The organism is Paractinoplanes globisporus DSM 43857 (genome assembly GCF_000379645.1).
In the GTDB taxonomy this organism is placed as follows: Bacteria; Actinomycetota; Actinomycetes; order Mycobacteriales; family Micromonosporaceae; genus Actinoplanes; species Actinoplanes globisporus.
In genome coordinates this window covers 1-25,684 of sequence record NZ_KB903334.1, presented here as the reverse complement: position 1 = coordinate 25,684, position 25,684 = coordinate 1, and the positions used below count along the sequence as shown (strand labels likewise).

The 25,684-nt window shown below is 70.4% G+C and carries 27 protein-coding genes and 1 riboswitch; of the genes, 15 read left to right on the top strand and 12 right to left on the bottom strand.

Going from position 1 to position 25,684, the window contains the following annotated elements:
* Positions 1–18: 18 nt before the first annotated feature.
* Positions 19–606, top strand: coding sequence for a hypothetical protein (locus A3CQ_RS0140940; RefSeq protein ID WP_020516775.1), 588 nt, complete (start codon positions 19–21; stop codon positions 604–606).
* Positions 607–1,202: 596 nt separating this feature from the next.
* Positions 1,203–3,410 (top strand): discoidin domain-containing protein, encoded by a 2,208-nt coding sequence (locus tag A3CQ_RS0140935; RefSeq protein WP_020516774.1) that lies wholly within the window; start codon positions 1,203–1,205, stop codon positions 3,408–3,410.
* Here A3CQ_RS0140935 and A3CQ_RS0140930 read toward each other — a convergent pair.
* Positions 3,407–4,216, bottom strand: coding sequence for a substrate-binding domain-containing protein (locus A3CQ_RS0140930; protein ID WP_020516773.1), 810 nt, complete (start codon positions 4,214–4,216; stop codon positions 3,407–3,409). The genes A3CQ_RS0140935 and A3CQ_RS0140930 overlap by 4 nt on opposite strands.
* 131 nt (positions 4,217–4,347) lie before the next feature.
* On the opposite strand from A3CQ_RS0140930, the gene A3CQ_RS0140925 reads away from it, so the two are divergent.
* The 3 genes from A3CQ_RS0140925 to A3CQ_RS0140915 are packed head-to-tail and all read left to right on the top strand — an operon-like array spanning position 4,348 to position 7,184.
* Complete coding sequence (locus tag A3CQ_RS0140925) at positions 4,348–5,397, top strand: sugar ABC transporter substrate-binding protein (RefSeq protein ID WP_211216780.1); 1,050 nt, start codon at positions 4,348–4,350, stop codon at positions 5,395–5,397.
* A 3-nt stretch (positions 5,398–5,400) separates the two neighbouring features.
* A complete protein-coding gene (locus A3CQ_RS0140920; protein WP_020516771.1) occupies positions 5,401–6,414 on the top strand; it encodes an ABC transporter permease in 1,014 nt (337 codons plus the stop codon).
* Positions 6,411–7,184, top strand: a complete 774-nt coding sequence (locus A3CQ_RS0140915; RefSeq protein WP_020516770.1) for an ATP-binding cassette domain-containing protein — start codon at positions 6,411–6,413, stop codon at positions 7,182–7,184. The genes A3CQ_RS0140920 and A3CQ_RS0140915 overlap by 4 nt, the downstream gene beginning before the upstream one ends.
* A gap of 26 nt (positions 7,185–7,210) precedes the next feature.
* On the opposite strand, the gene A3CQ_RS0140910 is transcribed toward A3CQ_RS0140915, so the two are convergent.
* Positions 7,211–7,588 (bottom strand): YybH family protein, encoded by a 378-nt coding sequence (locus A3CQ_RS0140910; protein ID WP_020516769.1) that lies wholly within the window; start codon positions 7,586–7,588, stop codon positions 7,211–7,213.
* Between the two features lie 66 nt (positions 7,589–7,654).
* Between A3CQ_RS0140910 and A3CQ_RS55825 the strand changes: the two genes are divergently transcribed.
* Positions 7,655–8,707, top strand: a complete 1,053-nt coding sequence (locus A3CQ_RS55825; RefSeq protein WP_020516768.1) for a helix-turn-helix transcriptional regulator — start codon at positions 7,655–7,657, stop codon at positions 8,705–8,707.
* Positions 8,708–8,718: 11 nt separating this feature from the next.
* Here the strand turns inward: A3CQ_RS55825 and A3CQ_RS55820 are convergent, their stop codons facing one another.
* From A3CQ_RS55820 to A3CQ_RS59770, 3 genes are all read right to left on the bottom strand, one after another.
* Positions 8,719–8,964, bottom strand: coding sequence for a hypothetical protein (locus A3CQ_RS55820; RefSeq protein ID WP_157296928.1), 246 nt, complete (start codon positions 8,962–8,964; stop codon positions 8,719–8,721).
* Positions 8,965–9,098: 134 nt separating this feature from the next.
* Positions 9,099–9,479 (bottom strand): hypothetical protein, encoded by a 381-nt coding sequence (locus A3CQ_RS0140895; protein ID WP_020516766.1) that lies wholly within the window; start codon positions 9,477–9,479, stop codon positions 9,099–9,101.
* 79 nt (positions 9,480–9,558) lie between these two features.
* Entirely contained in the window at positions 9,559–10,023 is a 465-nt protein-coding gene (locus tag A3CQ_RS59770) for a hypothetical protein (RefSeq protein WP_020516765.1), read from the bottom strand.
* Between the two features lie 580 nt (positions 10,024–10,603).
* Here A3CQ_RS59770 and A3CQ_RS0140885 point away from each other — a divergent pair.
* Positions 10,604–13,384: an AfsR/SARP family transcriptional regulator gene (locus tag A3CQ_RS0140885; RefSeq protein ID WP_020516764.1), complete on the top strand. Its 2,781-nt coding sequence runs from the start codon at positions 10,604–10,606 to the stop codon at positions 13,382–13,384.
* An 8-nt stretch (positions 13,385–13,392) separates the two neighbouring features.
* Here the strand turns inward: A3CQ_RS0140885 and A3CQ_RS0140880 are convergent, their stop codons facing one another.
* The 5 genes from A3CQ_RS0140880 to A3CQ_RS0140860 form a co-directional block, all read right to left on the bottom strand.
* The gene (locus tag A3CQ_RS0140880) at positions 13,393–14,160 is read right to left on the bottom strand and encodes a hypothetical protein (RefSeq protein WP_020516763.1); all 768 of its coding nucleotides are present in this window, start codon (positions 14,158–14,160) and stop codon (positions 13,393–13,395) included.
* Between the two features lie 5 nt (positions 14,161–14,165).
* Entirely contained in the window at positions 14,166–14,744 is a 579-nt protein-coding gene (locus A3CQ_RS0140875; protein ID WP_020516762.1) for a TIGR03086 family metal-binding protein, read from the bottom strand.
* Positions 14,731–15,204, bottom strand: a complete 474-nt coding sequence (locus tag A3CQ_RS0140870) for an SRPBCC domain-containing protein (protein ID WP_020516761.1) — start codon at positions 15,202–15,204, stop codon at positions 14,731–14,733. Before A3CQ_RS0140870 ends, A3CQ_RS0140875 begins: the two co-directional genes overlap by 14 nt.
* Complete coding sequence (locus A3CQ_RS0140865; protein WP_020516760.1) at positions 15,197–15,532, bottom strand: ArsR/SmtB family transcription factor; 336 nt, start codon at positions 15,530–15,532, stop codon at positions 15,197–15,199. The genes A3CQ_RS0140870 and A3CQ_RS0140865 overlap by 8 nt, the downstream gene beginning before the upstream one ends.
* 85 nt (positions 15,533–15,617) lie before the next feature.
* Positions 15,618–17,036 carry a glycine hydroxymethyltransferase gene (locus A3CQ_RS0140860; RefSeq protein WP_020516759.1) on the bottom strand — a complete coding sequence of 473 codons (1,419 nt, stop codon included), beginning with the start codon at positions 17,034–17,036 and terminating at the stop codon, positions 15,618–15,620.
* Positions 17,037–17,056: 20 nt separating this feature from the next.
* A riboswitch (ZMP/ZTP riboswitch) is annotated at positions 17,057–17,149 on the bottom strand.
* A gap of 40 nt (positions 17,150–17,189) precedes the next feature.
* Between A3CQ_RS0140860 and A3CQ_RS61395 the strand changes: the two genes are divergently transcribed.
* From A3CQ_RS61395 to A3CQ_RS0140820, 7 genes are all read left to right on the top strand, one after another.
* The gene (locus A3CQ_RS61395; RefSeq protein WP_157296926.1) at positions 17,190–17,549 is read left to right on the top strand and encodes a TetR/AcrR family transcriptional regulator; all 360 of its coding nucleotides are present in this window, start codon (positions 17,190–17,192) and stop codon (positions 17,547–17,549) included.
* 166 nt (positions 17,550–17,715) lie between these two features.
* Positions 17,716–18,381, top strand: a complete 666-nt coding sequence (locus A3CQ_RS0140845; protein WP_020516756.1) for a pyridoxine/pyridoxamine 5'-phosphate oxidase — start codon at positions 17,716–17,718, stop codon at positions 18,379–18,381.
* A 23-nt stretch (positions 18,382–18,404) separates the two neighbouring features.
* Entirely contained in the window at positions 18,405–19,058 is a 654-nt protein-coding gene (locus tag A3CQ_RS0140840) for an HAD family hydrolase (protein ID WP_020516755.1), read from the top strand.
* A gap of 41 nt (positions 19,059–19,099) precedes the next feature.
* A complete protein-coding gene (locus A3CQ_RS0140835) occupies positions 19,100–20,671 on the top strand; it encodes a cation:proton antiporter (RefSeq protein ID WP_020516754.1) in 1,572 nt (523 codons plus the stop codon).
* Positions 20,672–20,767: 96 nt separating this feature from the next.
* The gene (locus tag A3CQ_RS0140830) at positions 20,768–21,589 is read left to right on the top strand and encodes a helix-turn-helix transcriptional regulator (protein WP_020516753.1); all 822 of its coding nucleotides are present in this window, start codon (positions 20,768–20,770) and stop codon (positions 21,587–21,589) included.
* A 31-nt stretch (positions 21,590–21,620) separates the two neighbouring features.
* Complete coding sequence (locus A3CQ_RS0140825; RefSeq protein WP_020516752.1) at positions 21,621–22,346, top strand: SDR family NAD(P)-dependent oxidoreductase; 726 nt, start codon at positions 21,621–21,623, stop codon at positions 22,344–22,346.
* Positions 22,347–22,350: 4 nt separating this feature from the next.
* On the top strand, positions 22,351–23,184 hold the full coding sequence (locus A3CQ_RS0140820; RefSeq protein WP_020516751.1) for an NAD(P)H-binding protein: 834 nt from the start codon (positions 22,351–22,353) through the stop codon (positions 23,182–23,184).
* A 132-nt stretch (positions 23,185–23,316) separates the two neighbouring features.
* Here A3CQ_RS0140820 and A3CQ_RS0140815 read toward each other — a convergent pair whose 3' ends face one another.
* Positions 23,317–24,546, bottom strand: coding sequence for an SLC13 family permease (locus A3CQ_RS0140815; protein WP_020516750.1), 1,230 nt, complete (start codon positions 24,544–24,546; stop codon positions 23,317–23,319).
* Between the two features lie 32 nt (positions 24,547–24,578).
* A complete protein-coding gene (locus A3CQ_RS0140810) occupies positions 24,579–24,986 on the bottom strand; it encodes an ATP-binding protein (RefSeq protein WP_020516749.1) in 408 nt (135 codons plus the stop codon).
* A gap of 321 nt (positions 24,987–25,307) precedes the next feature.
* Here A3CQ_RS0140810 and A3CQ_RS55805 point away from each other — a divergent pair.
* On the top strand, positions 25,308–25,684 hold a 377-nt coding region (locus A3CQ_RS55805; protein ID WP_020516748.1), incomplete at its 3' end, for a sigma-70 family RNA polymerase sigma factor.

Here is a 25,684-nt window from a genome sequence, read left to right as displayed (position 1 = left end):
GTCGCGGACCTGAGCTCGATGGCGTTCAGCCGCCTCCTCGACGCCATCGCCGACGATGACCCCAACATTGACAGCCAGCTGGCGGCGGCCGTGGCACAGATGGCGATGGAACGGGGCATCGGTGACCGCAACAGCTCAATCACGCTGATGGACGGTGCGTCGTTCCCAAGCGGGGAGCCACGGCGAGCGAGGATCGAACGAGTCAACGAGCGACGTCCACCTGCCCGAAACGAAACTCTCGTCGGGACTCTGTTCGAGGGTGACTTCGAGTCGAACACGGCCAAGTTGCGTCTTCCTGGCGAAGGAGTCGTGACCGTCAGTTTCACGCCCGACATGGCGGACGAGATTCAAGAGGCCCTCCGATCGCAGGCTGGCCTGGAAGGATGGGTTGAACTTTGCGACGCTCAGGTGGGTGCCAGACGCATCGCGGATCTCCGGAACCGCCTGAAGGCCTTCGTGGTTGTCCCGTACTCAATCCAGGTCGTCGAGCTTTGGGCGCAGATGCATGCCAGGCTGTCTGGTCATCTGCACAGGGGCGGAACCAACGCTGCCGCCTGCGCGCTTTCGGTAAGCCCGACGCTGCCAGTCGATCGCCAACGAATTTAGCGAGCTCAAGGTCATTCATCCCGACCCGTGACTTTGGCGATCGCCGCGGTGGCCAGCAGACAGATCCGTCGGCCCGGCACGGCACGGCGGGCTGGATCTGGGCCCACCCGCGCCGCGGTAGCCAGCTCGGGGCGGCCGGACCAGGGGCCCGCCCGACCCGGGGCAGCCGGGATGATCGGGAGTACGGGTCAGCGGAAGATGTATTGAACGCCGGAGATGTGGGGAAGCGCTCTCTGCGCGCTCGACGCGAGGTATGTCCGGGATGGAGCTTTTGCTGATCAGCGCCGGAACCGGTTCCGGGGTCTTCGTTATCGATGAACGTCGACGGCGTCGGGGTGGATGAACGGGAAGTTACGGCATGGGGATTGAGCTGGGCGAATGCCCTAAGGGGCAAAAGGCCATCCCGCACGCTTGTGACATCCGCAAGTCCGCGACGGTTATCGATTGGTTCCGGAACCTCGGCCAAGTCTGGACAGGTCGCGGAGCGCCTCCTTAGCGTCGATGACGGGGGAGCGCTCTCCCCGTAAATGTGGAGAGATCGGCTTCCTCGAGGGTGCAAGCAGTCCCCCTTGCAGTTCCCCGCCCAAGGAGAAGCAATGACCATCCCCGTCAGCTCCGCACCTCCGCGGAGACGCTCCCCCTGGCGCCTCGGCGCGATCGGTGGCCTCGTGGCCGCCATCGTCGCCGGGTTCGCCGCTTTCACGACCGTCGGCGCCAGCGCCGCGGAAACCCTGCTCTCGCAGGGCAAGCCGGCGACCGCGTCGTCGACCGAGGCGGCCGGCGCCTACCTCGCCTCCGAGGCGGTCGACGGCAACCTCGGCACCCGCTGGTCGTCGGCGTTCTCCGACCCGCAATGGCTGCAGGTCGACCTCGGCAGCTCGCAGACGATCACCCGGGTCGCGCTGAACTGGGAGACGGCCGCCGCGAAGGCGTTCCAGATCCAGGTGTCCGACAACGCCACCACCTGGACGTCGATCTATTCCACGACGACGAGCACCGGCGGCAACCAGTCGCTGACGGTCAACGGCACCGGCCGGTACGTGCGGATGTACGGCACCCAGCGCACCACCGGCTACGGCTACTCACTCTGGGAGTTCCAGGTCTACGGCGGCGGCACCACCACTCCTCCGACCACGACACCGCCGACCGGGCCGACCGTCCCCGCGGGTGGCTCACTCGGCGCCAACGTGATCGTGTTCGACCCGAGCATGTCGAGCGCCTCGATCCAGAGTCAGGCCGACACGATCTTCCACCAGCAGGAGTCGAACCAGTTCGGCACCCAGCGGTACGTGCTCGCGTTCAAGCCGGGCAGCTACAGCGGGCTGAACATCCAGGTCGGCTTCTACACCTCGGTGATCGGCCTCGGCCAGAACCCGCAGGATGTGCAGATCCACGGCGACGTCACCGTCGACGCGGGCTGGATGGCCGGCAACGCGACCCAGAACTTCTGGCGCTCGATCGAGAACCTGTCGCTCTACCCGGTCTCGGGTGACGACCGGTGGGCGGTCTCGCAGGCCGCGCCGTTCCGGCGGATCGACGTGCACGGCGGCGTGAACCTGGCCCCGAACGGCTACGGCTGGGCGTCCGGCGGCTACATCGCCGACTCGCGGATCAGCGGCACCGAGGGCCAGTACTCGCAGCAGCAGTGGTTCACCCGGAACAGCCAGATCGGGTCGAACTCCAACGCGGTGTGGAACCAGGTGTTCGTGGGCGTGCAGGGCGCTCCGGGGACCAGCTTCCCGAACCCGCCGTACACCACGATCGGCACCACCCCGGTGATCCGGGAGAAGCCGTACCTGTACCAGACCGGCGGCAACTACGCGGTGTGGGTGCCCAACCTGCAGACGAACGCGTCCGGCGTGACCTGGGCGAACGGCAACACGCCGGGCACCAGCCTGCCGCTCTCGCAGTTCTACGTGGCCAAGCCGGGTGACTCGGCGGCGACGATCAACCAGGCGCTCGCGCAGGGACTGAACCTGATCTTCCAGCCGGGCATCTACCACGTCAACCAGACGATCAACGTGACCCGGGCGAACACCGTCGTGCTCGGCCTCGGCTACGCGACGATCATCCCGGACAACGGCGTCACCCCGATGCAGACGGCCGACGTGGACGGTGTGAAGATCGCCGGCCTGCTCTTCGACGCCGGCGCGACCAACTCGGCGAACCTGCTGGTGGTCGGTCCGTCCGGCAGCAGCGCGAGTCACGCCTCCAACCCGACCACGATCCAGGACGTGTTCTTCCGGATCGGCGGCGCGGGCGCCGGCAAGGCCACCAACAGCCTGCTGATCAACAGCAGCAACACGATCATCGACCACATCTGGGCGTGGCGGGCCGACCACGGCACCGGCGTCGGCTGGACGGTCAACACGGCCGACACCGGCCTGATCGTGAACGGGCAGAACGTCACGGCGTACGGCCTGTTCGTCGAGCACTACCAGAAGAACGAGGTGCTCTGGAACGGCAACGGCGGCCGCACGTACTTCCTGCAGAACGAGCAGCCGTACGACCCGCCGTCCAACGCGGCCTGGCGTAGCGACGGCACCGGGTACCCGGCGTACAAGGTGGCCGACAGCGTGACCAGCCACGAGGCGTGGGGCATGGGCAGCTACTGCTACTTCAACGCGAACCCGGCCGTGCACTCGGCGAACGGGTTCCAGGCGCCGGCGAACGGCGGGGTGAAGCTGCACAACATCTTCACCATCTCGCTCGCCTCCGGCACGATCGACCACGTGGTCAACAACATCGGCGCCGCCGCGCAGGCCAGCGCGGTCACGCCGTCGACGGTGACCAACTTCCCCTAAACCGTAATTTCTCCGCTGCCGCGCGGGATCAGGGTCGTCGGGATCCTGATCTCGCGCGGTGGTCCTTTGTCGCCGTCCATCCGCTCGAACAGGGTCTGGGCGGCGGTCCGGCCGATCCGGGCGGCATCCTGGGAGACCACGGTGACGCCCGGATCGAGCAGGTCGGCCAGCGGGAAGTCGTCGAAGCCGACCACGGCCACCCGGTGCTGCCGGCCCAGCCGCCGCAGGGCCCGCACCACGCCGATGGTGATCACGTTGTCGGCCGCGAGGATCGCCGTGGCCGGGTCGGGACCGCGCAGCACCGCCACGGTGGCTCGCTCGGCCGCGGCCGCGTCGCGCAGGTCGTGCACCTCTGGGCCGGCCCGGCCGCCGAGCGCCCGCAGATAACCCCGATACCGGTCGCGCGCCGTCGTCAGCCTGCGCAGATTTCCCAGGTACGCGATGCGGCGGTGGCCCTGGGCGATCAGGTGCCGGGTTGCCGACGCCGCTCCGGCGACGTTCGTGGAGACGATCGTGTCCGCGTTCGCCCCCTCGGCGTGGCGCTCGACGAACACGATAGGTCCGATAAATCGCGACAAGTGCCGTTGGTCGGGCGCCGCGGGCGTCAGAATCAGGCCGTCCGCCCGCCGCCGCGCGAGGGCGACCATCATCTGCTCCCGATCCTCGCTCAGGCTGGCGGTGAGCACCCGGATCCCGTGCGCGTGGGCCTCGTTCTCGACGGTTTTCTGCACCGCGGCCGAGAACGGGTTGGAGACATCCTCGAGCAGCAGCCCGACGGTCCGGGTGTGACGGTCGATCAGCGTCATGTATCGACCTCCGCCAATGATGATCACTGAGCGCAACACTTCGGAAACTCATTGTTGACACAGAAGTGGCCCGGGCGTCTACTCCCAGTCAACGTTGTCTCTCGATCAGGCTAAATCGGTTTGGAGGAGACATGCGCGATCCAACTGCTTCCCACGCCGGAAGGATGGTGGCCGCCGGCTGCGTGATGACGCTGGTGCTCGGCTCGACGGTGGCGTGCAACCGGGGATCCGGTGAGGACGTCGTCGGGCTGATCACCAAGACCGATACGAACCCGTTCTTCGTACAGATGAAAAAGGGTGCCCAGATCGAGGCCAAGAAGGAGTCCCTCGAGCTGCAGACCTTCGCCGGCAAGCAGGACGGCGACAACGAGGCTCAGGTCCAGGCCATCGAAAACCTCATGTCGTACGGCGCCAAGGGTTTTCTGATCACTCCGAACGACTCGAAGGCGATCGTTCCCTCGATCGACAAGGCGCACGAGCAGAAGATGCTGGTGATCGCCCTGGACACCCCGGTCGATCCGCCCAACGCGGCCGACGCCACCTTCGCCACCGACAACTACGAGGCCGGCAAGCTGATCGGCCAGTGGGCCAAGGCGAAATTCGCCAAGGACGGCAAGCAGGCGAAGATCGCGATGCTCGACCTCAACGCCAACGGGGTCTCCGTCGACGTGAAGCGGGACCAGGGCTTCCTCGACGGCTTCGGCATCCCGGTCGGCGACCCCAACAGGATCGGCGACGAGAACGACCCGAGGATCGCCGGGCACGACGTCACCGACGGCGCCGAGGACGGCGGCCGGACCGCGATGGAAAACCTGCTGCAGAAGGACCCGTCGATCAACCTGGTCTACACGATCAACGAACCGGCCGCGGCCGGCGCCTACCAGGCCATCAAGTCGGCCGGCAAGACCAAGGACATCGTCATCGTCTCGATCGACGGCGGCTGCCCGGGCGTCGACAACGTGTCCAAGGGCATCATCGGCGCCACGTCGATGCAGTTCCCGCTGAAGATGGCGCAGATGGGCGTCGACGCGATCGCCCGGTTCGCGGAGGACGGCACCAAGCCGCAGCCGACGCCGGGCAAAGACTTCTACGACACCGGTACCCAACTGATCACCGACGACCCACAGACCGGTCTGGACGCCAAGGACTCCACGTGGGGCAAGCAGAACTGCTGGGGGTGAGACATGGCAACCGCAACCGCTGACTTCGACGTACGCCGGCACGACTCGTTCGGCCTACGCGTCCAACATGCCCTGCACGCCAATCCGGTCCTCGGACCGCTGGCGGTGCTGATTGTCGCGATCATCGCGTTCTCCATCGTCAACGCCCGCTTCCTGACGGCGACGAACCTCTCCCTCGTCCTCCAACAGGTCACCGTAATCGCCACGCTCGCCCTCGGGCAGACGCTGATCATCCTGACCGCCGGCATCGACCTGTCGGCCGGCGCCATCGCCGTCTTCTCCTCGGTCCTGATGGCGCAGTTCTGCACCAAGGCCGGCATGCCCGGCGTGATCGCCTTGGTGCTCGGCCTGGCCTGCGGCACCGCGATGGGCGCGATCAACGGCACGCTGGTGACGAGGATCAAACTGCCACCCTTCATCGTCACGCTCGGCACGCTGACCATCTTCTTCTCGCTGAACTCGGTGGTCAGCAACTCGGAGACGGTGCGCGGTTCGGACATGCCCGGCCTGATGACCTGGACCGGCAACTCGTTCCCGATCGGGAACTTCCACCTCACGTACGGCTCGATCATCATGTTGTTGCTGTTCGCCTACTTCTTCTACGCCCTTTCCCGTACGGCGTGGGGCAAGCACGTGTACGCGACCGGCGACGACGTCGAGGCGGCACGGCTGGCCGGCATCCGGACCGGGCGGGTGCTGTTCTCGGTCTACACCGTGGCCGGCCTGCTCTACGCGATCGGCGGCTGGATCCTCATCGGACGGCTCGCCTCGGCCAGCCCCAACGTCGGCACCGAGTACAACCTCGACTCGATCACCGCGGTCGTGCTCGGCGGCACCAGCCTCTTCGGCGGCCGGGGCAGCGTGATCGGCACCCTGATCGGCGCGCTCATCGTCGGCGTCTTCCGCAACGGCCTGCAGCTGGCCGGCGTCGAGGTCGTCTGGCAGGGCTTCGCCATCGGCCTGCTCGTCCTGATCGCGGTCTCCATCGACCAGTGGATCAGGAAGGTGAAGACATGACCGAGCCTGTCCTGCAAGCAAAGGGCATCACGAAGCGGTACGGCCGGGTCGTGGCGATCGACGGCAGCGACCTCGAGCTCTACCCCGGCGAGATCCTCGCGGTGATCGGCGACAACGGCGCCGGCAAGTCCAGCCTGATCAAGGCACTCTCCGGCGCGCTGATCCCCGACGAGGGGGAGATCTTCCTGGACGGCGCACAGGTCCATTTCCGTACGCCGATGGACGCGCGCGCCGCCGGCATCGAGACCGTCTACCAGACCCTGGCCGTCGCGCCCGGCCTCGACATCGCCGACAACCTGTTCCTCGGCCGCGAGGAGCGCAAGCCCGGCGTGCTCGGCTCGGTCTTCCGCATGCTCGACCGCTCCCACATGCGCGCCGAGGCGAAGCGGCACATGAGCGAGCTCGGCGTCGCCACCCTGCAGAACATCGGTCAGGCCGTCGAGTCGCTCTCCGGCGGTCAGCGGCAGGCCGTGGCGGTGGCCCGCTCGGCGGCGTTCGGCAGCAAGGTGGTGATCCTCGACGAGCCGACCGCGGCGCTCGGCGTCAAGGAGGGCAACCGGGTCCTCCAGCTCATCCGCGACGTCCGCGACCGCGGCCTGCCCGTGATCCTGATCAGCCACAACATGCCGCACGTCTTCGAGGTGGCCGACCGCATCCACATCCAGCGCCTGGGTCGCCGGGCCACCGTGATCACCCCGAAGTCCCACTCCATGTCCGAGGCGGTCGCCATCATGACCGGAGCGGCCGAGCCACCGACCGCGGCCGCCTGATCCTCCGGCGCTCCCCTGGGCTCACCTCACGCCGGGCCCAGGGGATCGTCGAGGACGATGCCCCACTGTCCGTCGGGCCGCCGGCGCGAGAGCACCGTGCCGTTGCCGCCGAGGCGCAGCGGCGTGCCGTCCGGCGCGGTGCCCTCGATCGTCCAGGTCGCCCTGGTCAGGGCGAGATCGCCGGCCTCCAGAGTCTTGCGTACGACGCTGGTCAGTCCCTGCGGGCGGTCCAGCAGCCCGGTCATGGCGTCCCGGATCGCCGGTTTCCCGCGCACGGCCCTGCCCTCCGGCGGGACCACGACCGTGGCGTCGTCCTCGTGCAGCGCCAGGTACGCCTCGAGGTCGCCGCTGCGGAACGCATCCTCGAGCGCCGCGTGCACCGCGGCCGGGGTGTCGATGAACATGCCTTCAGCGTGTGTCCGGCCGGAACGGGGTGGAATCCCAGAACTCTGGGTGGGTACAACGGAGACATGGAGACGGGGACCGTACGGCGCGAGTTGGCCCGGCTGGTGCGGCGCGGCCTGGACCCGCCGGCCTTCGTCCGCTCGGCCGTGCGGGTGCTGCGCCGATCCGTGCCGGCCGACGGCACCTGCGTGATCAGCACCGACCCGGCGACGCTGCTGCCGGTCGGCGAGGTCGTCGACCACGGGCTGCCGGCCGAGGCGCTGCCCCGGCTCAACGAGATCGAGCTGCGGGAGGAGGACTTCAACAAGTTCCACGGTCTGGCCGAGGCGCCGGTGTCGGCGGCCAGCCTCAGTGCGGCGACCGGCGGGGATCTCGAGCGCAGCCTGCGGCAGCGGGAGTTGCGGCGGCCCAGCGGCTTCGCCGACGAGCTGCGCGCGGTCTGCCGGGACGCGACGGGCACATGGGGCGCGCTCACCCTGCTCCGCGAGACCGGCCGGCCGATGTTCACCGACGACGACGTACGGCTGATCGATGTGCTCTCGCCGCTGCTGGCGGAAGGCTTGCGTCGATCGGCGATGCTGGCCGCGGCCTCACAGCCGGAAACGGTCTCGCAGCCGGCCGACGAGGTCGGGCTGCTCCTGCTGGCCGGGGACAACAGCGTGGAGACCACCAATCGGGCGGCCGACCGGTGGCTGGGCCTGTGGGGCGCCGACGCGGAGGCGCTGCCGATGGCCGTGCAGTCCACCGCCAACCAGGCACGAGCCGGCGGCTCGGAAATGTCGGTCGCACGCGCCCGGGTGCGCACACCGGACGGGACGTGGCTGGTGGTGCGCGGCTCCCTGCTCGGCGACGGCCCCCGCGTGGCGGTTCTGCTGGAGCCGGCCCGGCCGGCCGAGCTGGCGCCGATGATCGCCGACGCCTACGGCCTGACCGAGCGGGAGCAGCGAGTCACCGAGCTGGTCGCCCGCGGCTACTCGACGGCCCGGATAGCCGACCGGCTGCACCTGTCCGCGTACACCGTCCAGGATCACCTGAAATCGATCTTCGAGAAGTCGGGCACGTCATCACGCGGCGACCTGGTGGCCCGCCTCTACATCGACCACTACGGGCCGCACTGAACGACGTACGACTACTTCTTCTTCTTGTCTTTCTTGCCCTTCTTCTTGCCCTTCTTGCCGCCGTCGCCGCCGAGCAGCTCGTTGAGCATCATCTGGTCGCGTTCGTCCGCTATGTCGCGAACGGTCTTCGGCTCGGGCACCAGAAACTTGAACATGATCGCGGCGACCACGAGCAGCCAGGCCCACCACGGGATGGCCGACGCGGGACCGAACAGATTGCTGGTCACGGTGTAGGCGTTGTCCAACATCTGGTTCATGACCACTCCTGTCCGTTCCGGCTCGGCCCCCAATATCGGGCGGGCCCGGGCCCGGCCTTAGGAAAGCCGCACGGCTCTCGGCGACGACGACGGCCACCGGTGTCGAGCGACGCCGGTGGCCGGGGATCGGTCGGCTAGAGGGCCACGGGGTAGCCGTGCCACGGACCGTAGTAGTTGGTGCTGCTGCCCGGCTTGTCCTCGACCACCCGGACGTTCGTCAGGTGGTAGGGGTAGAGGTCGTAGCTGGTGCAGTCCGTGCCGCTCGTGTCGGACCCGTAGTACACGTCGGCCGTCTGGTAGGCGTTCGAGCTGTTGTCGTAGAAGCCGGCCCACACCTTGTGGCCGTCGTTCTCCGCGTCGCACACCGTGAAGAAGGTCGCGTCGTACGAGTGTGAGACGAAGTCGTCGCCCTGGTAGACGGTGAACGCCTGGGCGCTGCCGGGCAGCATGAGCACGCCGATGGCGCCGATGCCGACGGCGGTCACGCCGGCGAGCACGCGGTTTCTGATGGTCATTCCAGTTCTCCCTCGTGTCGAGTGGGATTTCCGGCAGGCCGTCGGTGACCGGCCGGGGTCTGTTCCGCGATCGGGCCGGTCAGGACGGCGGCGGGGCGGCGAGTGCCGCGGCGGCGTTGCGAGCCCTCGTCGCGAACGACTGCTTCACCCGGCCCAGCTCGTCGGCATGCTCGGCGATGAGGGCGCGCTGGTGTTCCGCCGTCACCGCGGTCATGGTCGCGAGGTAGCCGATGTCGGCCTTGCACCGGACGTCGGTGCGAGCGGTCGCCAGCTCCGTGTTCGTCGGCTTCCGGGCCCGCCAGCGCTTGTCCCGGGCCGCGCTCGCCGGGTTCGGGTACTGATAGCCGGCCCGTTCCATGCAGGACCGCCAGGCGTCCAGCAGGGCCTTGACCCGCGGATCGGCGCCCGCCCGGGTGGTCGCCTCCTGCTCCAGCCGGGAGACCACCGACGACCCGGATCGGACGTCGGCGCCCGCGGAGAGCTGCCGGGACGCCTCGCCGCGGCAGCCGCCGGACGGGACGGTCCGGCCCCTGACCGTGGGCACCCGGCCGAACAGGACGTCCGCGACGGTGTCGGGGGCGTGTCGTGGTCGCCGGCGGCCTGTTGCGCGGCCCCGACGGCGTCCGTGCTCCACGGGGGCGGGTGGTATCCGTACCGGCCGGCCTGCTCGGGGTCGACCAGCCCGAACCGGTCCGCGCGCCGCGCGGCGATCATGGCGCTGCCGACCGTGAGATCGGTCTCACTCGGGCCCGCCCACCGCACGCCGAAACCGGTCACACAGGCCCGCTCCAGCGCCGCCTGCGCGTGGTCCGAGCGCTTCTGCTCGGCCGGTGTCGGCGAGTATTCGTCCAGCGGCAGGGCCGCGGAGCTGACCTGGTTTTCCGGTGGTAGCCGCAGGGCCGCCCCCGTCTCCGCGGAGCCTCCCGTACAGCCGGTCGCGCACACTGCCACGAACGCCGTGGCGGTCGCCCACCGGCCGATCCGGGCGGCGTTTCGCACGTTCATCGCGCCTCCGTCCCGTTGCCGCCGAAGTGTCGGGAATCGACAGAATCCCTTGCGTCGGTAAAGAGTCCTGGAAGCATCTGGTCGGTGAACTTACGAAAGTCTTATGAGGCTCCCGCGGCGTGACCGCGTTCCATGTGCTGGGCGAGCTCCGGGTCCGGGTGGCGGGCACGGAGCCGCCGTTGGGGCCGCCCAAGCAGCGGGCGGCGCTGGCGGCCCTGTTGGTCGACGCCGGCCGGCTGGTACCCATGGAGGTGCTGGTGGGCCGGGTGTGGGACGACGAGCCGCCGGCCGAGGCGCGTAACGCGCTGTACGCGCACATCATGCGGATCCGCCGGATGCTGACCGCCGGCTCGTGGCGGCTGACCCATCGTGCCGGCGGCTACCTCTTGGACATCGATCCCGACGAGGTCGACCTGCACCGCTTCCGGCGCCTGCTGACTGAGGCTCGAGACCCGGACGGTCCACTCGAGACCCGGGCGGCCCACCTGGCCGAGGCGCTCGCGCTGTGGCGGGGCGACCCGCTCGCCGACCTGTCCGGCGCCTGGGTCGAGCGCCTGCGTGAGAGTTGTCGCCGGCAGCACGTCGAGGCGATGGTGGCGTGGGCGAGGACGGAGCTCGACCTCGGGCACCACGAGGCGGTCGCCACCCGGGCGTCCGGCTGGCTCGGCGAGCATCCGCTGGTGGAGCCGCTGGCCGCGCTGTCGATGCGGGCCCTGGCCGCGGGTGGCCGGGCCGCCGAGTCCCTCGAGGTGTTCGCGACGACGAGGCGCCGGCTCGTCGACGAGCTGGGCGTCGAGCCCGGTGCCGAACTACGGGACGTGCACCGGGCGATCCTGCGGGGCGACCTGGATCCGGTTCCGCCCCCGGCTCTCGCGCCGCGGAACCCGCCGGCCGGGCCGGCGCAACTGCCGATGGACGGGCAGGGCTTCACCGGGCGCTCGGCCGAGCTGCTCAGCCTCGACGAACTGCTGAAGACCGCGGGCGACCAGCCGACCGCGGTACTGATCGCCGTGCTCTCCGGGACCGCGGGCGTCGGCAAGACCACCCTGGCCGTGCACTGGGCGCACCAGGTGGCCGACCAGTTCCCCGACGGCCAACTGCACCTCAACCTGCACGGCTTCGACCCGTCGGAGGCGCCGATCGATCCCTCCGACGCGGTCTGCCGCCTGCTCGACACGCTGGGCGTTCCCCGCGAGAACGTGCCGGCCGAGCTGGACGCGCAGTCCGGTCTGCTGCGCAGCACGCTGGCCGGCAAGCGGGTACTGATGCTGCTCGACAACGCCCGCGACGCCGAGCAGGTGCGACCGCTGCTGCCCGGTTCCCCGGGCAGTCTCGTGCTGGTCACGAGCCGGAATCGACTGCCGGGACTCGTCGTGGGCGAGGGCGCGCATCCGATCGTGCTGGACCTGCTGCCGATGGCCGATGCCCGGCGGCTGCTCACCAACCGGCTCGGCCTGGACCGGGTGTCGGCCAAGCCGGCCGCGGTGGACGGGCTCATCCTGGCGTGTGCCCGGCTGCCGCTGGCGCTCGCCATCGTCGCCGCCCAGGCGGTCATGCGGCCCGCGCTGTCCCTGGCCGACCTGTACGACCAGCTCGGCGACGCCTCGGATGGGCTCGACGGGTTCGCCGCCGGCGACGACGACGGAACCGACTTGAGAGCGGTCCTGTCCTGGTCCTATCGCGCGCTCCGGCCGGCGGCGGCGCGGCTGTTCCGGCTCCTCGGCCTGCACACGGCTCCGGACATCGGCCGGGCCGCCGTGGCCGGCCTGGCCGGTGTGCCGCCCGCCCGGGCCGGCGCGCTGCTGGCCGAACTCACCCGCGCCCACCTGCTCACCGAGCACGTCCCGGGTCGGTACGCCTTCCATGACCTGCTGCGCGTCTTCGCCCGGGAGCTGGCCGGCCAGACCGAGCCGGAGGAGGACCGGCACGCCGCCGTGCACCGGCTGCTCGACCATTACCTGCAGTCGGCGCGAGCGGCGACGCTCCTGCTCTACCCGCAGCGCGAGATGATCACATCACCCGAGCCCCGGCCCGGCGTCACCCCGGAACCGGTGGCGACGGAGAAGGACGCGCAGGCCTGGTTCGCCGCGGAGCGGGCCGGTCTGCTGGCGGCCGTCACGCAGGCCGCGAAGGCCGGCTTCGACACGCACGCCTGGCAGCTGCCGTGGACTCTCACCGCGGTTCTCGACCGGCAGGGGTACTGGCCGGACCTCGCCGCCGTCCAGCTCGTCGCGTTGGAGGCGGCCGGCCGTACCGGCCACCGGATCGGGCAGGTCCACGCCCATCGTGGGCTGGCCCGCGCGTACACCCGGTTGGGTCGTCTCGACGACGCCTATCACCATTTCCACGAGGCGCTGACGCTGTCCAGCCGGCTGGACGACCCGGTCGGGGTCGGCAACGCGCACCTCAACCTGGGCTGGGTGCGCGAGCATCAGAAGCGTTACCGCGAGGCGTCGGCGTACAACCGGCAGGCGCTCGCCGTGTTCCGGGCGGCCGGCCATCGCCCGGGGCAGGCACGCGCGCTCAACGCGATCGGCTGGAACCACGCGCTGCTCGGCGAGCACGACGAGGCGCTCGCCCGCTGCGGCGAGGCCCTCGATCTGAACCGGGAGCTGGGCAACCGGCACAGCGAGGCGAACACCTGGGACAGCCTCGGCTACGTCCGGCACCACCTCGGCGACCATCAGCGAGCGGCCGAGTGCTACCGGCGCGCGGCGGAGCTGTTCCGCCAGGTCGGCGACCGCTACGAGGAGGCGCGCACGCTGGTGCGCACCGGCGACGCGTACGCCGACGCGGGGGCGGCGGAGGCGGCGCACGAGGTCTGGCGGGCGGCGCTGGCCGTCCTCGAGGAACTGGACCACGCCGACGCCGCCCAGGTCCGCGCCAGGCTGCGCCCCTGACGGTCTCCTCACAGGGTGTCGGGGGCGGCGCGGAGGACGGCGATGCGGGCCTCGTCGGCTCGGGTGTGCCAGCGGGTGAGTTCCTTGATCGCGGCGTCCAGCTCGCGCTGGAGGCCGCGGAGATGGTTCTCGGCCGCCAGGTGACCGCGGCCCAGCGCCGCGGTGGAGTGCAAGGTGGGCAGGGCGGGAGGCGACGCGCCGGTTGCCGCGCCCAGGGCTCTCGCGGCGCGGTCGATGGTGCGGCTCAGGGCCGGGATCGACGAGTGCAGGTCGGTGACGAGTTCGCTGAAGCGCTGCCGGGCGAACTCGGCCTCGTGCCACGTCTCCGGCTCGCGATCGGACTTGGGGTTCCGGGCCGGCTTGGTCAGGGCCGCGGCCAGGCGGAAACGCACCTCCTCGCAGTCGTGCAACGCCTTGGCACAGGCGCGCACCGCGACCAGCGTCGTGCGGTAGGCCGGGTCTTCGCGGGTGAGGATCGGCTCGAGCAGACCGTCCATCCGCTCCGCGTACTTCGTGTACCGGGCTGTCGCTGCGGCCAGCCCCTCGCTCGCGGCCTTGCGGGCACCGCGCGCCTGCCGGTACCGCCGGGCCCGGCTCTCGTCGACGCTGAGCAGGCCGCCGAGCAGGCGGTCACGCCAGTCGGTGCCCATCGTGGACGAGTCCGCCTGCCGCGACGCGTCGTCGAAGGCCCGCTGCGCGACCGCCAGCTCACGCTGGGCCGCGCGCAGCAGGGCGAGATGCGGCGCCAGGAGAGTGCGTTCCCGGTCGGTCAGCACCCTTCCTACGGTAGGGGAGCCTTCCAGAACGGGTCACGGCCGATGAAGCCGAGCATTCTGGTCTGGGCGTCCGAGCCGGCGGGCACCTCGACGCGGGGGCCGTACTGACCGGAGTTCCGGATGACCTCCTCCATCGGCTCCATCCCGGCCAGCAGCGTGGCGCAGAGGTCGGGGTCGAGACGGTCGTCCTGGCCGGTCGCGCGGGCGAGGTCCCACGTGTGCATGAAGATGTCGAACGTGTAGAACTGGTCGATCGCGCCGTCCAGGGGCAGGCTGCCGATGTGCGGGTTGGTGAGCTTCTTGTTCGCGGTCTCCGGGTCGTCGAGCAGGGCCTGCACGGCGTCGGAGTGGATCTGCCAGGCGGCGACCGGGTCGTCGTCGGCCGAGGGTCCGTGCGGCAGGTCGATGCCGGCCCCGGCCGACAGGAAGCTGGGGAACCACTCGACCAGGTGGCGCACGACGTCGCGGGCCTGCCAGTCGGGGACCGGGGACGGGACGTCCCAGGACCGGGTACCGCGGACGCGGTCGGTGAAAACTCCGGCGATCTCACGGTGCCGGTCGGCGGGACGGTCAGACAGTGCCATCGAGAAACATCCTCTCCAGTTTCGCGTAGCCTTCGTTGACGCCGACCTCCATGCCGGAGCGCAACCACGCGTCGCGGCCCTCGAAGCTGTCGACCAGCGACCGGGTGCGCAGCCGGGTGCGGCCGCCGCCCAGGTCCTCGAACCAGAGCGTCTCCAGGGCGACGCCGTCGGGCTCAGCCTCGTAGGTGAAGGTCTGCACGATGCGGTCGGGCCGCACCTCGTGGAAACAACCTCGGAACCAGTACTCGGCGCCGTTCTCAGAGGAGACGTACCGCCAGCTGCCGCCGCGGCGCGCCTCCCAGTGGTCGATGCGGGTGGTCATGGCGTCGGGGCCGACCCAGCGGACGAACAGCCCGGGATCGGTGTGTGCGCGGAACAGCTTGTCGGGCGTGGCCGCGAAGTCGCGGACCAGCCAGATGACCGGGAGCCTCTGGTCGGCCTCGATCGTGGTCTCAAACATCGGGTTCCGCCTCCATCTCGGCGAGCAGGGCGTCCAGGCGGCGGTACCGCTGCTCGGCGCGGCGCCGGTGACGCTCGATCCAGCCGTCCATCAGGTCGAAGACCTGAACCTCCAGGTGGACCGGGCGGGGCTGCGGCCCGGCCGGCCGGGTGACGACGCCCGCCTCCTCGAGCACGCGCAGGTGCTTGTAGACGGCCTGCAGGGTCATCCGGTACGGCTCGGCGAGCTGGTTGACGGTGGCGTCGCCCGCGGCGAGCCGGGCCACCATGTCACGCCGGGTCGGGTCGGCGAGGGCGGCGAAGACTCGGGTCAGTGTGTCCGCGGCCATCGGTGCCCCCTTTCAACTTCTTGGTTGAAAGACAAGGTAAAACAATCCCCGGGCACTATCAAGTGCCCGGGGACGAGGAAAGCGATCAGTCCAGGTCGACCTGGGGGTAGAGCGGGAACGGCGCCAGCAGCTCCGTCGCCTGCTTGCTGACCCGGTCGGCCAGAGCCGGGTCGAGGTGGTACTTGGCCTTCGAGCCGTCGGCCGGGGACGTGTTGGCCAGCACGGTGTGGATCAGCTCGGCGATCTGGTCCATCTCGTCGACGCCGAGCCCGCGGCTCGTCAACGCGGGCGTGCCGATGCGGATGCCCGACGTGTACCAGGCGCCGTTCGGGTCCTGCGGGATCGCGTTGCGGTTGGTGACCACGCCGCTGTCGAGCAGGGCCTGCTCGGCCTGCCGGCCGGTGAGACCGAACGAGTGGACGTCGAGCAGCACCAGGTGGTTGTCGGTGCCGCCGCTGACCAGCCGGACGCCGCGCTTGGCGAGGCCCTCGGCGAGCGCCTGGCTGTTGGTGACGATCTGCTGCGCGTACGTCGCGAACTCGGGACGGCGGGCCTCGGCGAACGCGATCGCCTTCGCGGCCATCACGTGCGACAGCGGGCCGCCGAGCACCATGGGGCAGCCCCGGTCGACCTGATCAGCCAGTGAAGGCTGGGCGAGAACAGCGCCGCCGCGGGGACCGCGCAGGCTCTTGTGGGTGGTGGTGGTGACGATGTGGGCGTGCTCGATCGGGTTGAAGTCGCCGGTGAACACCTTGCCCGCGACCAGGCCCGCGAAGTGGGCCATGTCGACCATGAAGGTGGCGCCGACCTCGTCGGCGATCTCGCGCATCTTCGCGAAGTTCACCTTGCGGGGGTAGGCCGAGTAGCCGCCCACGATGATCAGCGGCTTGAACTCACGGGCCGACTCGCGCAGGGCCGCGTAGTCGATCTGGCCGGTGGCCGGGTCGACGCCGTAGCTGCGCTGGTTGAACATCTTGCCGGAGATGTTCGGCCGGAAGCCGTGGGTGAGGTGGCCGCCGGCGTCGAGCGACATGCCCAGCATGCGCTGGTTGCCGAACGCCTCGCGCAACTCGGCCCATTCGGCCTCGGTCAGGTCGTTGACCTGGCGCTTCTCGAACTTCTTCAGGTACGGGACCTCGACGCGGTCGGCCAGGATCGCCCAGTACGCGACGAGGTTGGCGTCGATGCCCGAGTGCGGCTGGACGTACGCGTAGGGGGCGTTGAACAGGGCCTTCGCGTGCTCGACGGCGACCGCCTCGACGGTGTCGACGTTCTGGCAGCCGGCGTAGAAGCGACGGCCGATGGTGCCCTCGGCGTACTTGTCGGAGAGCCAGTTGCCCATGGCGAGCAGGACCGCCGGGGAGGCGTAGTTCTCGCTGGCGATCAGTTTCAGGGACTCGCGCTGGTCGTGCAGCTCCTTGGCGATCGCGTCGGCGATGCGCGGCTCGACGGAGCGGACGACCTCGAGCGCGGAGCGGAAAGCGGTGGATTCAGCGTTGGGCATGGGTCCTCCTTATCACGGTGCAAGGGGGCCCAGGCGCACGGCAGTCGTCATTGGCGACGGGGCCGCTTCCCAATGGTTTTCCCCATCCGAACACGCCAGTCACGGCCCGTCGGTGAGCATACCGGCGTCGAGGGGCCAGTCCACCCCCGTTAGGTGGAGCGACGTGTCCCACAACCGACGGGCGATCTCAGGGTTTCGGGCAGCCTCCGACATCTGCACCAACACCGGCTTTCCGGTGAACTCGCCCCAACCGCCGGGCCCGTAGTACTCCCCGCCACGCACGGCGGGATCGGTGGCGGCACGGACTATCGGTTCCGCTCCTGCCACTTCCCGACCAAGGAGTCGCTCTACGAGGCGATCGTGCTGGCCCGGGTGGAGGAGATCGTCGGCGAGGCCGAGCGGCTGATCGCGGTCGCGCCGGCCGGCGAGGCGTTCTTCCGGTTCTTCGCGTACATGGTCGGTCAGGCGACGGCGAACCGGGGGCTGGCCGAGGCGCTGGCCGGGCGCGGATGATCAGGATCGTGACGGCCGGGCTGCGGCCGTAAATCGGTTGTCCGGCACCGGGCCCGGCCCTAGCTTGGGCGGCGATGGACCTGCCACGAAGCTTCGTCGTCCGGGAGGGTGACTCGCGCCTCCCCAGCCCGTTCTCGCCGGCCGTCTTCGCCCTGATGAGGCGCCGATGACCGAGCCCGTCGCGGACGTTCGGCAGTACCTTCGTGGCCTGCCGGTCTTCGCCGCTGACCTCCCCGGCTTCGACCCGGGCACGGCGCCCGAGCGGCCCGAGGCGCTGTTCGTCGCCTGGCTCACCGCGGCCGTGGCGGCGGGCGTCCCGGAACCGCACGCGATGACCCTCTCGACGATCGGCGAAGACGGCGACCCGTCCGCGCGGGTCCTCATCCTCAAGAACGTCGACGAGCACGGCTGGCAGTTCGCCGTGCACGCGGCGAGCCCGAAGGGGCGGGACCTGACCCGGCAACCCGCCGCGGCTCTGACCTTCTACTGGCCGGCCGTCGCCCGGCAGATCCGCGTGCGCGGCCCGGTCACCGCCGAGACCGCCGACCGCAGTGCCGCCGACTTTCTGGCCCGCCCGGCCGGCTCGCGCGCCGAGGCGTCCATCGGACGGCAGAGCCAGATCCTCGACGACCCGCACGACCTCGACGTCGCCACCAAGGAGGCCGCGCGACGCCTCGAGGAGGATCCCGGGCTCGTCGTTCCCGAGTGGACGCTCTACACCCTGCGTCCCACGGCGGTCGAGTTCTGGCAGGGCGACAAGCAACGCCGGCACACCCGGCTGCGCTACACCCGGACGACCGGCGGCTGGCACCGCGACTTGCTCTGGCCGTAGCACGACGCTGCGAAGATCGGATCATGGTGCTGCCTTCCTCGATCGATGCCGTGGTCTTCGACTGCGATGGCCTGCTGGTCGACACCGAGACCTGCTGGACCCGCGCCGAGACGAAGCTCTTCGCCGAGAACGGGCACGCTTTCGGACTCGAGCAGAAGAAGATCGTCATCGGCCGTACGCTCGACGCCGCCGGCGATGCGATGGCCGACTACTTCGGCCGTCCCGGCGAGGGGCCGGCGCTGGCCGCACGGCTGCACAAGCTCGTCGCGATCGAGCTGACGGCGGGTGCGAACGCACTGCCCGGAGCCCGCGCCCTGGTGTTGAGCATGCGTGGCCGGATTCCGATCGCGGTCGCCAGCAACAGCCCGCGGTCGTTCGTCGAGACCGCCCTCGCCTCCGCGGGCCTCGACGACCTGTTCACCCAGGTGCTCGCGGCCGAGGACGTCGCGCACCCGAAGCCCGCCCCCGACCTCTACCTCGCCGGCTGCAAGGTCCTGGGGGCCGAACCGGCCCGCAGCGTCGCCTTTGAGGATTCCGGCACCGGGGTCGCCTCGGCCCGGTCCGCCGGCCTGTACGTCATCGGGGTGCCGTCCCTGCCCGGCGTCGTCCTGGAGACCGACGCGACCTACCCGTCGCTGGCCGACCCGGAACTCGCCACATGGGCGGCTCGGGTCTGACAGCCGGGCCGCCGTCACCCGCACGCCTTAGCCTGATCATCGTGGACGGCGTACAGCTACTGCTCATCATCGGCGCGGGCATCGCGATCTCGGCGGTCGCCAAGAAGCAGAACGTCGAACCTGGGCTGATCATCGTGGTGCTCGCCGCGGCCGCCTCGTTCATCCCCGGCGTGCCTCGGCTCGAGCTGGACAGCGAGCTGATCCTCGCGGTCGTCGTGCCGCCGCTGCTCTACTCGGCGACCCGGGGCGCGTCGTTCTCCGCGTTCGGCGCCAACCTCGGGCCCGTCGTCACGCTCGGCGTGGTGCTGGTGCTGCTCAACTTCGGCCTGCTCGGCTGGATCGCCGCCTGGATGCTGCCGTCGATCGGCGCCGCCGCGTTCGTACTGGGCGCCGTGCTTGCCCCGCCCGACACGATCACCACGGTGTCGCACGGCGACGAGATCGGGCTGCCGAAACGGGTCACCTCGATCCTCACCGGGGAGAGCCTGGTCAACGACGCGACCGCGCTGACCCTGTTCGCCATCGCGATCGCCGCGGTCCACGGCGAGCACACCAGCTGGGGCCACGGCGCGCTGGAGCTGCTGCGCAACTCGTTCGTCGGCATCGGCATCGGCGGGCTGTTCGCCGTCGTGACGCTGTGGATCCGCAAGCGGCTGGGTAACCCGACGCTGGAGACGTCGCTCGTGCTCCTGGTGCCGTTCACCGCGTACCTGGTGGCCGAGGAGGCGCACGCGTCGGGCATCCTCGCGGTGGTCACGGCCGCGTTCGCGCTCAGCACCAACCTCACCCTCGACCCCCAGCATCAGTACGCCGGCGCCTACCGCACCCGGCTGCAGGAGGAGCAGTTCTGGCAGGTCCTCGACTTCCTGCTGGAGACGTTCGTCTTCGCGTACATCGGCTTCCAGCTCCGTTTCGTGCTCGACGATCTGGCCGACTCCACCGAGCCGGGCCTCGGCCCCACCCTGCTGACCGCCGGGGTGCTGCTGGGCGTGGCGATCGTGTTCCGGCTGGTGGCGGTGTACCTGCTGTTCGGCCGGTACACGCTCAAGGACCGGCTGATCAAGCGCCGCTCCGCGGAGAACGAGCGGTACCGCGCCCGGGTCGAATCCGTACGGCAGCGCCGGAACCAGCGGGGCGGCGAGCCGCTGGGCCCGCCCACCCAGAAGGAGACGCTGCTGGTGGGCTGGATCGGCATGCGCGGGATTCTGACGCTCGCCGCGGCCGGCTCGATCCCCGAAAACATGCCCGGCCGGGACGCGATCCTTGCGATCGCGCTGCTCTTCACGCTGGGCACACTGCTGATCCAGGGCACCACGATCGGCTGGCTGACCCGGCGGCTGAAGTTCGACCTGACCGCCGAGCGGGCCGCGGAGGAGACGATGCGCGAGCGTGGCATGGAGATCGTGTCGAGCACGGCGGCCGAGCGCTTCCCCGACCGCTCCGATCCGCACCCCGACCTGGACGGATGGTTCGAGGCCCAGCGGCTGGCGCTCGGCAAGGCGGTGATGGAGCGGCGGCTGAGCGAGGAGGTCGCCCGCTCCCTGATCGAGGACGTCGACCTGCGGCAGGCGGCCAGCCACACCATGGCCGGCCTGCGGCGGCCCGAGCCGTAGCCGCAGCCAGGGACAACCTGTCCGTGGATAGATCCGGCCTTCCCCCGGTTTCCCGTTCGGGCCAATCTTGAGTGGTCACCACGGGAGGCTGATCACATGGACCGGGCGCAACTCGCCGACTTTCTCCGGACCCGCCGCGAGGCGCTCCAGCCGGAGGATGTCGGGCTGCCGCGCGGGCAGCGCCGCCGCACCGGCGGCCTGCGTCGCGAGGAGGTGGCCGCGCTGTCCGGCATGTCCGCCGACTACTACGGCCGCATCGAGCAGCAGCGCGGCCCGGTCCCGTCCGAGCAGATGCTCGCCGCGCTCGCCCGCGGCCTGCACCTCTCGCTCGATGAACGCGACCACCTGTTCCGGCTGGGCGGGCACCCCGCGCCGCAGCGGATCCTCCGCGAGGACCACATCGGCCCCGGCATGATGCGGATCTTCGACCGGCTCGCGGACACCCCGGCCATGGTGATCTCTCGCCTCGGCGAGACGCTCGCGCAGACCCGGCCGGCGGCCGCATTGGTCGGCGACGAGCGGCGGTACTCCGGCCTCGACCGGTACACGGTCTATCGCTGGTTCACCGACCCGGAGTCGCGCCTGATCTACCCGGTGGAGGACCACCCGACCCACTCCCGGGTCTTCACGTCCCAGCTCCGCGAGGTGTACGCGGTGGCGCCCGGCGGGCGGGCCGGCGAGATCGTCGACGCCCTGCTCAAGGTCAGCCCCGAGTTCGCCGAGGTGTGGGCCGCGCACGAGGTGGGCGTGACCCATCTCGACCGCAAGCGCTTCGTCCACCCCGAGCTGGGCGAGCTCGAGCTCTACTGCCAGACCCTCCTCGACCCCGACCAGTCGCAGGTGCTGCTGGTCTTCACCGCCGTACCCGGTTCGCCGAGCCACGAGAAGCTCCAGCTCCTCGCCGCCGTCGGCGACTGACATTCCGTACCACTCGCAGAAAGGCACCACCATGCCCAAAATCGCCCTGATCACCGGCGGCAACCGCGGACTCGGCCGGGCCACCGCCGAGGCACTGATCGCGGACGGCGTCGAGGTCATCTACACCTACCGGGACGACCCGGGCGAGAAGATCGACGCGGTCGCGCTGAAGCTGACCGTCGGCGACCTCGACTCGTACCCGGCGTTCGTGGAGTCGCTGCGCGAGGTGCTGCGCGACCGGTTCGGCCGCGAGGACTTCGACTTCCTGGTCAACAACGCGGGCGTCGGCATCGGCGGGAAGATCGCCGACTTCCCGGTCGAGGCGTTCGACGAGCTGATGAACGTGCACTTCCGGGGCATGTTCTTCCTGACCCAGGCGCTGCTGCCGGTGATCGCCGACGGCGGCCGGATCCTCAACGTGTCGACCGGGCTGGCCCGCTTCACCGGGGAGGGCATCTATGCCGCGTACGGCTCGGTGAAGGGCGCGGTCGAGGTCTTCACCCGGTACCTCGCCAAGGAGCTGGGCCCGCGCGGCATCAGCGTGAACGTCGTCGCGCCCGGCGCCACCGCCACCGACTTCGGGGGCGGCCTGCTGCGCGACAACGACGCGATCCGCGCCCACGTGAGCGGCCAGATCGCCTTCGGCCGCCTCGGCGAGCCGGACGACATCGCCGGCGTGATGGTCGCCATGCTCGCCGACAATACGAAGTGGATCACCGGCCAGCGCATCGAGGCCTCCGGCGGCATGCTTCTCTAGGAGCATGACGACTGTCGTGTTCGGAGCGCGGGGAAACGTCGGCTCGCAGGTGGTGTCGCAACTGCGGGCCGCCGGCGAGGACGCGCGGCCGACAAGCCGGAATCCGGAGAGTGCGGCCGTCGCGGCCGACCTGACCGACCCGGCCACCCTGCCGGCCGCGCTGGCCGGGGCCGAGCGGGCGTTCCTGTACGCGCACCCCGAGGGGATCGACGGATTCGTACGCGCGGCCCGCGCGGCCGGATTGCGCCGGGTCGTGCTGCTCTCCACGGCCGCGCTGTCCCGGCCCGGCAACGAGGACAGCCCGATCGCCCGGCGGCACCGGGCGGTCGAGGAGGCGATCGAGGCGTCCGGTCTGGAATGGACGTTCGTGCGGGCCGGGATGTTCGCCACCAACACCCGGGCCTGGGCACGCACGATCATCGAGGAGGGCCGGGTGCCACTGCCCTACCCCGAGGCGCAGACCGCGCCGCTGCACGAGGCCGACATCGCCGCGGTCGCGGTCGCGGCCCTGACCTCGGACGGGCACGGCGGACGGGCGTACACACTCTGGGGGCCGGAATCTCTCACCCTGCGCGAGCAGGTCGCGGCGATCGGCGCCGCCCTCGGGCGGCCGATCGGCGTGGAAACCGTCTCCCCCGACGAGGCGCGCGCCGAGATGACCCGCACGATGCCCGGTTTCGCCGCCGACGCGATCCTGCGGGTGTGGGCCGCCGGCCAGGGGCAACCGTCCGCCGTCTCGACCCTGGTTCCCGAGGTCACCGGGCATCCGGCGCGCACGTACGCGGACTGGGCGCGCGACCATGTCGCGGACTTCCGTGTGCCGAAACCGGTTCCGTAACTCAGATTGCTTGCGTGTTACGGAATTCATCGACAAAACTAACTGCGTCGGACGCACCCCGCCGCCGATCCCCCACCGGATCACCTCGGTTTTTCCCCGGACCGATCCCGGCGCGGCGGCGGAGGTGCGCTCCTACACTCCGATCAGCGTCAAGCTCAGCCAGAGCGCGAGCACGCCCGCCACCAGCGCGGTCGGCACGCTCATCAGACCCAGCCGCAGGAAGTCGCGTCCGTCCGGCGCCGCGTCGCGGGTGTGCAGAATTTGCCGCCACAACAGCGTCGCCAGCGAGCCCACGTACGTGAGATTCGGCCCGACGTTCACCCCGATCAGCACGGCCAGCAGCAGCGCCGGATGCGACTCGACAGCCGGCACGAGCACCAGCGTGGCCGGCAGGTTGTTCACCAGGTTGGCCAGCAGCGCGGCCAGTCCGGCGACGGCGAGCAGCTGCCAGAGGCCGTCGCGCTCCGGGACCAGGGCGTCCACCAGCGTGTCGAGGCCGTGCGCGCGGACGGCCAGCACCACCACGCCGAGCCCGAGCACGAAGGCGCAGAACGGCAGGTTCGCCTCCCGCACGAGGGTGCGCGGACCGACGCGACGGGGCACGGCGAGGGCGACGGCCCCGGCCGCGGCAACCCAGGCCGGATGTACGCCGAGCGGCTGCGCCACCGCGAATCCAGCCAGGGTCAACGCGAGCACGATCAGCGCGTACCGAGGCGCGGGCGGATCGCTGCCGTCCGCGACGGGCTCGGCCGGGGCGCTCAGGTCGGACCGGAAGAACCAGCGGAAGACCAGGTACTCGGCGACGATCACCGCCAGCCAGGGCAGGGCCATCACGGCCGCGAACCCGAGGAACGTCAGGCCGCTCGCGGCGAACGCCAGCAGGTTGGTCAGATTGGACACCGGCAGCAGCAGCGAGGCCGAGTTGGCCAGGTGCGCCGACGCGTACGCGGCGGGCCGCGGCCGGGCGCCGGTGCGCGCGGCGGTGGCGAGGACGACCGGGGTGAGCAGCACGACCGTGGCGTCGAGGCTGAGCGCCGCAGTGGTCAGCGACGCGGCCACGAAGACCGCGGCGAGCAGCCGGGACGCCGAATGACGGCTGATCCGGGCGGTCAGCGCGCCGGCGTAGCGGAAGACGCCGTGCTCGCCGGCGAGATGGGCCAGCAGCAGCACCGCCGCGAGGAAGCCGACGGTCGGACCGAGCGCCCGCACCTCGGCGAGCGCGTCCCGCCACGGCAGCACCCCGGTCACCACCACGAGGAGCGCGGCGGGCACAGCAACGACGGCCTCGGGCAGCCCGCGCGGGCGCACGACGGCGAACGCGAGCACGCCGGCCAGCAGCACCGACGAGAGGAGGAGAGCCATCAAGGGCCCCTTCTTACCCGTAGCCGACGGATTCAGCTCGGGAAGCTGGCCCAGATGTGCTTGGTGACCTCGGTGGAGTACCAGCCGACGTCGGCCGCGTAGGTGCGGGTGAGCTGCAGCCCGAGGCCACCGGCGCCGAGCGGGCGGTCGACGGCTATCCGCGGTTCGCCGTCGCGGTCATGGTCGGCCACGTCGATGATCAGCCGATCGCCCTCACGCATCAGCCGTACGACGGTGGGCGGCAGCCCGTGCCGCAGCGCGTTGGTCGCAAGCTCGTTCGCGACCACGGTTATCCGGTCGGTGACGTCGCCGCCGGCCGCCCCCGCCACCGCGTCGCGCAGTTCCGCCCGCAGCACGCGCAGATCGCCGAAAGTCGCCAGCGTCCATCGGCATATCTCGGCGGCCCGCGGGTAGGGAACCGAGTCCGGCAGCGAGGACATGGCGTCCATCTTGCCCGGACCGGCCGATACGACGCACCGTCCGACCAGTTCACGGGGGTCGTCCGACCGGCGAAAGAGATCGGCGGACGGCGATGGCCGTCGAATGATCCCTCTGTATTACTTGTCATCACGCAAAGTCACTCATACTTTCGGCTAGTCTTTTCTCATCCCCTCGGCTAGGGTCTTGGTATCCGAACGGCCTACTGTGCAGGGTCGACGGCGGTCACATCGATCTCCGTCCGCCACTAGATAGGGACACCCGACCGACCGGGTCCCGCAACCGGGACCGGCTCTCCGGAGAGGTGCCAGGGAGGACCAAGCATGAGCGTCACCCAGACGTCGCCGAGTTCGCGCACCACCGTCGCCGGCGCCGACGCGCCGGCCGACAGCGCCGCCGACCTGCTCAACGCGATGGCCGCGATGCCGTCCGGGCACCCGTCCCGGGCGCAGCTGCGCGACAGCGCGATCGAGGCCTGGCTGCCCCTGGCCCGCCACCTCGCCAACCGCTACTCCGGCCGCGGCGAACCCACCGACGACCTCATCCAAACCGCCACCGTCGGCCTCATCAAAGCCGTCGACAAATTCGACCCCGACCGTGGCGTCGACTTCGCCGGCTACGCCATCCCCACCATCATCGGCGAAATCAAACGCCACTTCCGCGACCGCACCTGGAGCGTCCGCGTCCCCCGCCGCCTCCA

Coding starts and splice junctions, on each gene's coding strand:
- A3CQ_RS0140820 (WP_020516751.1), top strand. CDS start 22,351: ATGACGACTGTCGTGTTCGGAGCGCGGGGAAACGTCGGCTCGCAGGTG.
- A3CQ_RS0140860 (WP_020516759.1), bottom strand. CDS start 17,036: ATGCCCAACGCTGAATCCACCGCTTTCCGCTCCGCGCTCGAGGTCGTC.
- A3CQ_RS0140920 (WP_020516771.1), top strand. CDS start 5,401: ATGGCAACCGCAACCGCTGACTTCGACGTACGCCGGCACGACTCGTTC.
- A3CQ_RS0140845 (WP_020516756.1), top strand. CDS start 17,716: ATGACCGAGCCCGTCGCGGACGTTCGGCAGTACCTTCGTGGCCTGCCG.
- A3CQ_RS0140825 (WP_020516752.1), top strand. CDS start 21,621: ATGCCCAAAATCGCCCTGATCACCGGCGGCAACCGCGGACTCGGCCGG.
- A3CQ_RS55820 (WP_157296928.1), bottom strand. CDS start 8,964: ATGAACCAGATGTTGGACAACGCCTACACCGTGACCAGCAATCTGTTC.
- A3CQ_RS0140875 (WP_020516762.1), bottom strand. CDS start 14,744: ATGGCACTGTCTGACCGTCCCGCCGACCGGCACCGTGAGATCGCCGGA.
- A3CQ_RS0140910 (WP_020516769.1), bottom strand. CDS start 7,588: ATGTTCATCGACACCCCGGCCGCGGTGCACGCGGCGCTCGAGGATGCG.
- A3CQ_RS0140830 (WP_020516753.1), top strand. CDS start 20,768: ATGGACCGGGCGCAACTCGCCGACTTTCTCCGGACCCGCCGCGAGGCG.
- A3CQ_RS0140815 (WP_020516750.1), bottom strand. CDS start 24,546: ATGGCTCTCCTCCTCTCGTCGGTGCTGCTGGCCGGCGTGCTCGCGTTC.
- A3CQ_RS0140940 (WP_020516775.1), top strand. CDS start 19: ATGGCGTTCAGCCGCCTCCTCGACGCCATCGCCGACGATGACCCCAAC.
- A3CQ_RS55825 (WP_020516768.1), top strand. CDS start 7,655: ATGGAGACGGGGACCGTACGGCGCGAGTTGGCCCGGCTGGTGCGGCGC.
- A3CQ_RS0140930 (WP_020516773.1), bottom strand. CDS start 4,216: ATGACGCTGATCGACCGTCACACCCGGACCGTCGGGCTGCTGCTCGAG.
- A3CQ_RS0140925 (WP_211216780.1), top strand. CDS start 4,348: ATGCGCGATCCAACTGCTTCCCACGCCGGAAGGATGGTGGCCGCCGGC.
- A3CQ_RS0140865 (WP_020516760.1), bottom strand. CDS start 15,532: ATGGCCGCGGACACACTGACCCGAGTCTTCGCCGCCCTCGCCGACCCG.
- A3CQ_RS0140810 (WP_020516749.1), bottom strand. CDS start 24,986: ATGTCCTCGCTGCCGGACTCGGTTCCCTACCCGCGGGCCGCCGAGATA.
- A3CQ_RS0140895 (WP_020516766.1), bottom strand. CDS start 9,479: ATGACCATCAGAAACCGCGTGCTCGCCGGCGTGACCGCCGTCGGCATC.
- A3CQ_RS0140870 (WP_020516761.1), bottom strand. CDS start 15,204: ATGTTTGAGACCACGATCGAGGCCGACCAGAGGCTCCCGGTCATCTGG.
- A3CQ_RS0140935 (WP_020516774.1), top strand. CDS start 1,203: ATGACCATCCCCGTCAGCTCCGCACCTCCGCGGAGACGCTCCCCCTGG.
- A3CQ_RS0140840 (WP_020516755.1), top strand. CDS start 18,405: ATGGTGCTGCCTTCCTCGATCGATGCCGTGGTCTTCGACTGCGATGGC.
- A3CQ_RS0140915 (WP_020516770.1), top strand. CDS start 6,411: ATGACCGAGCCTGTCCTGCAAGCAAAGGGCATCACGAAGCGGTACGGC.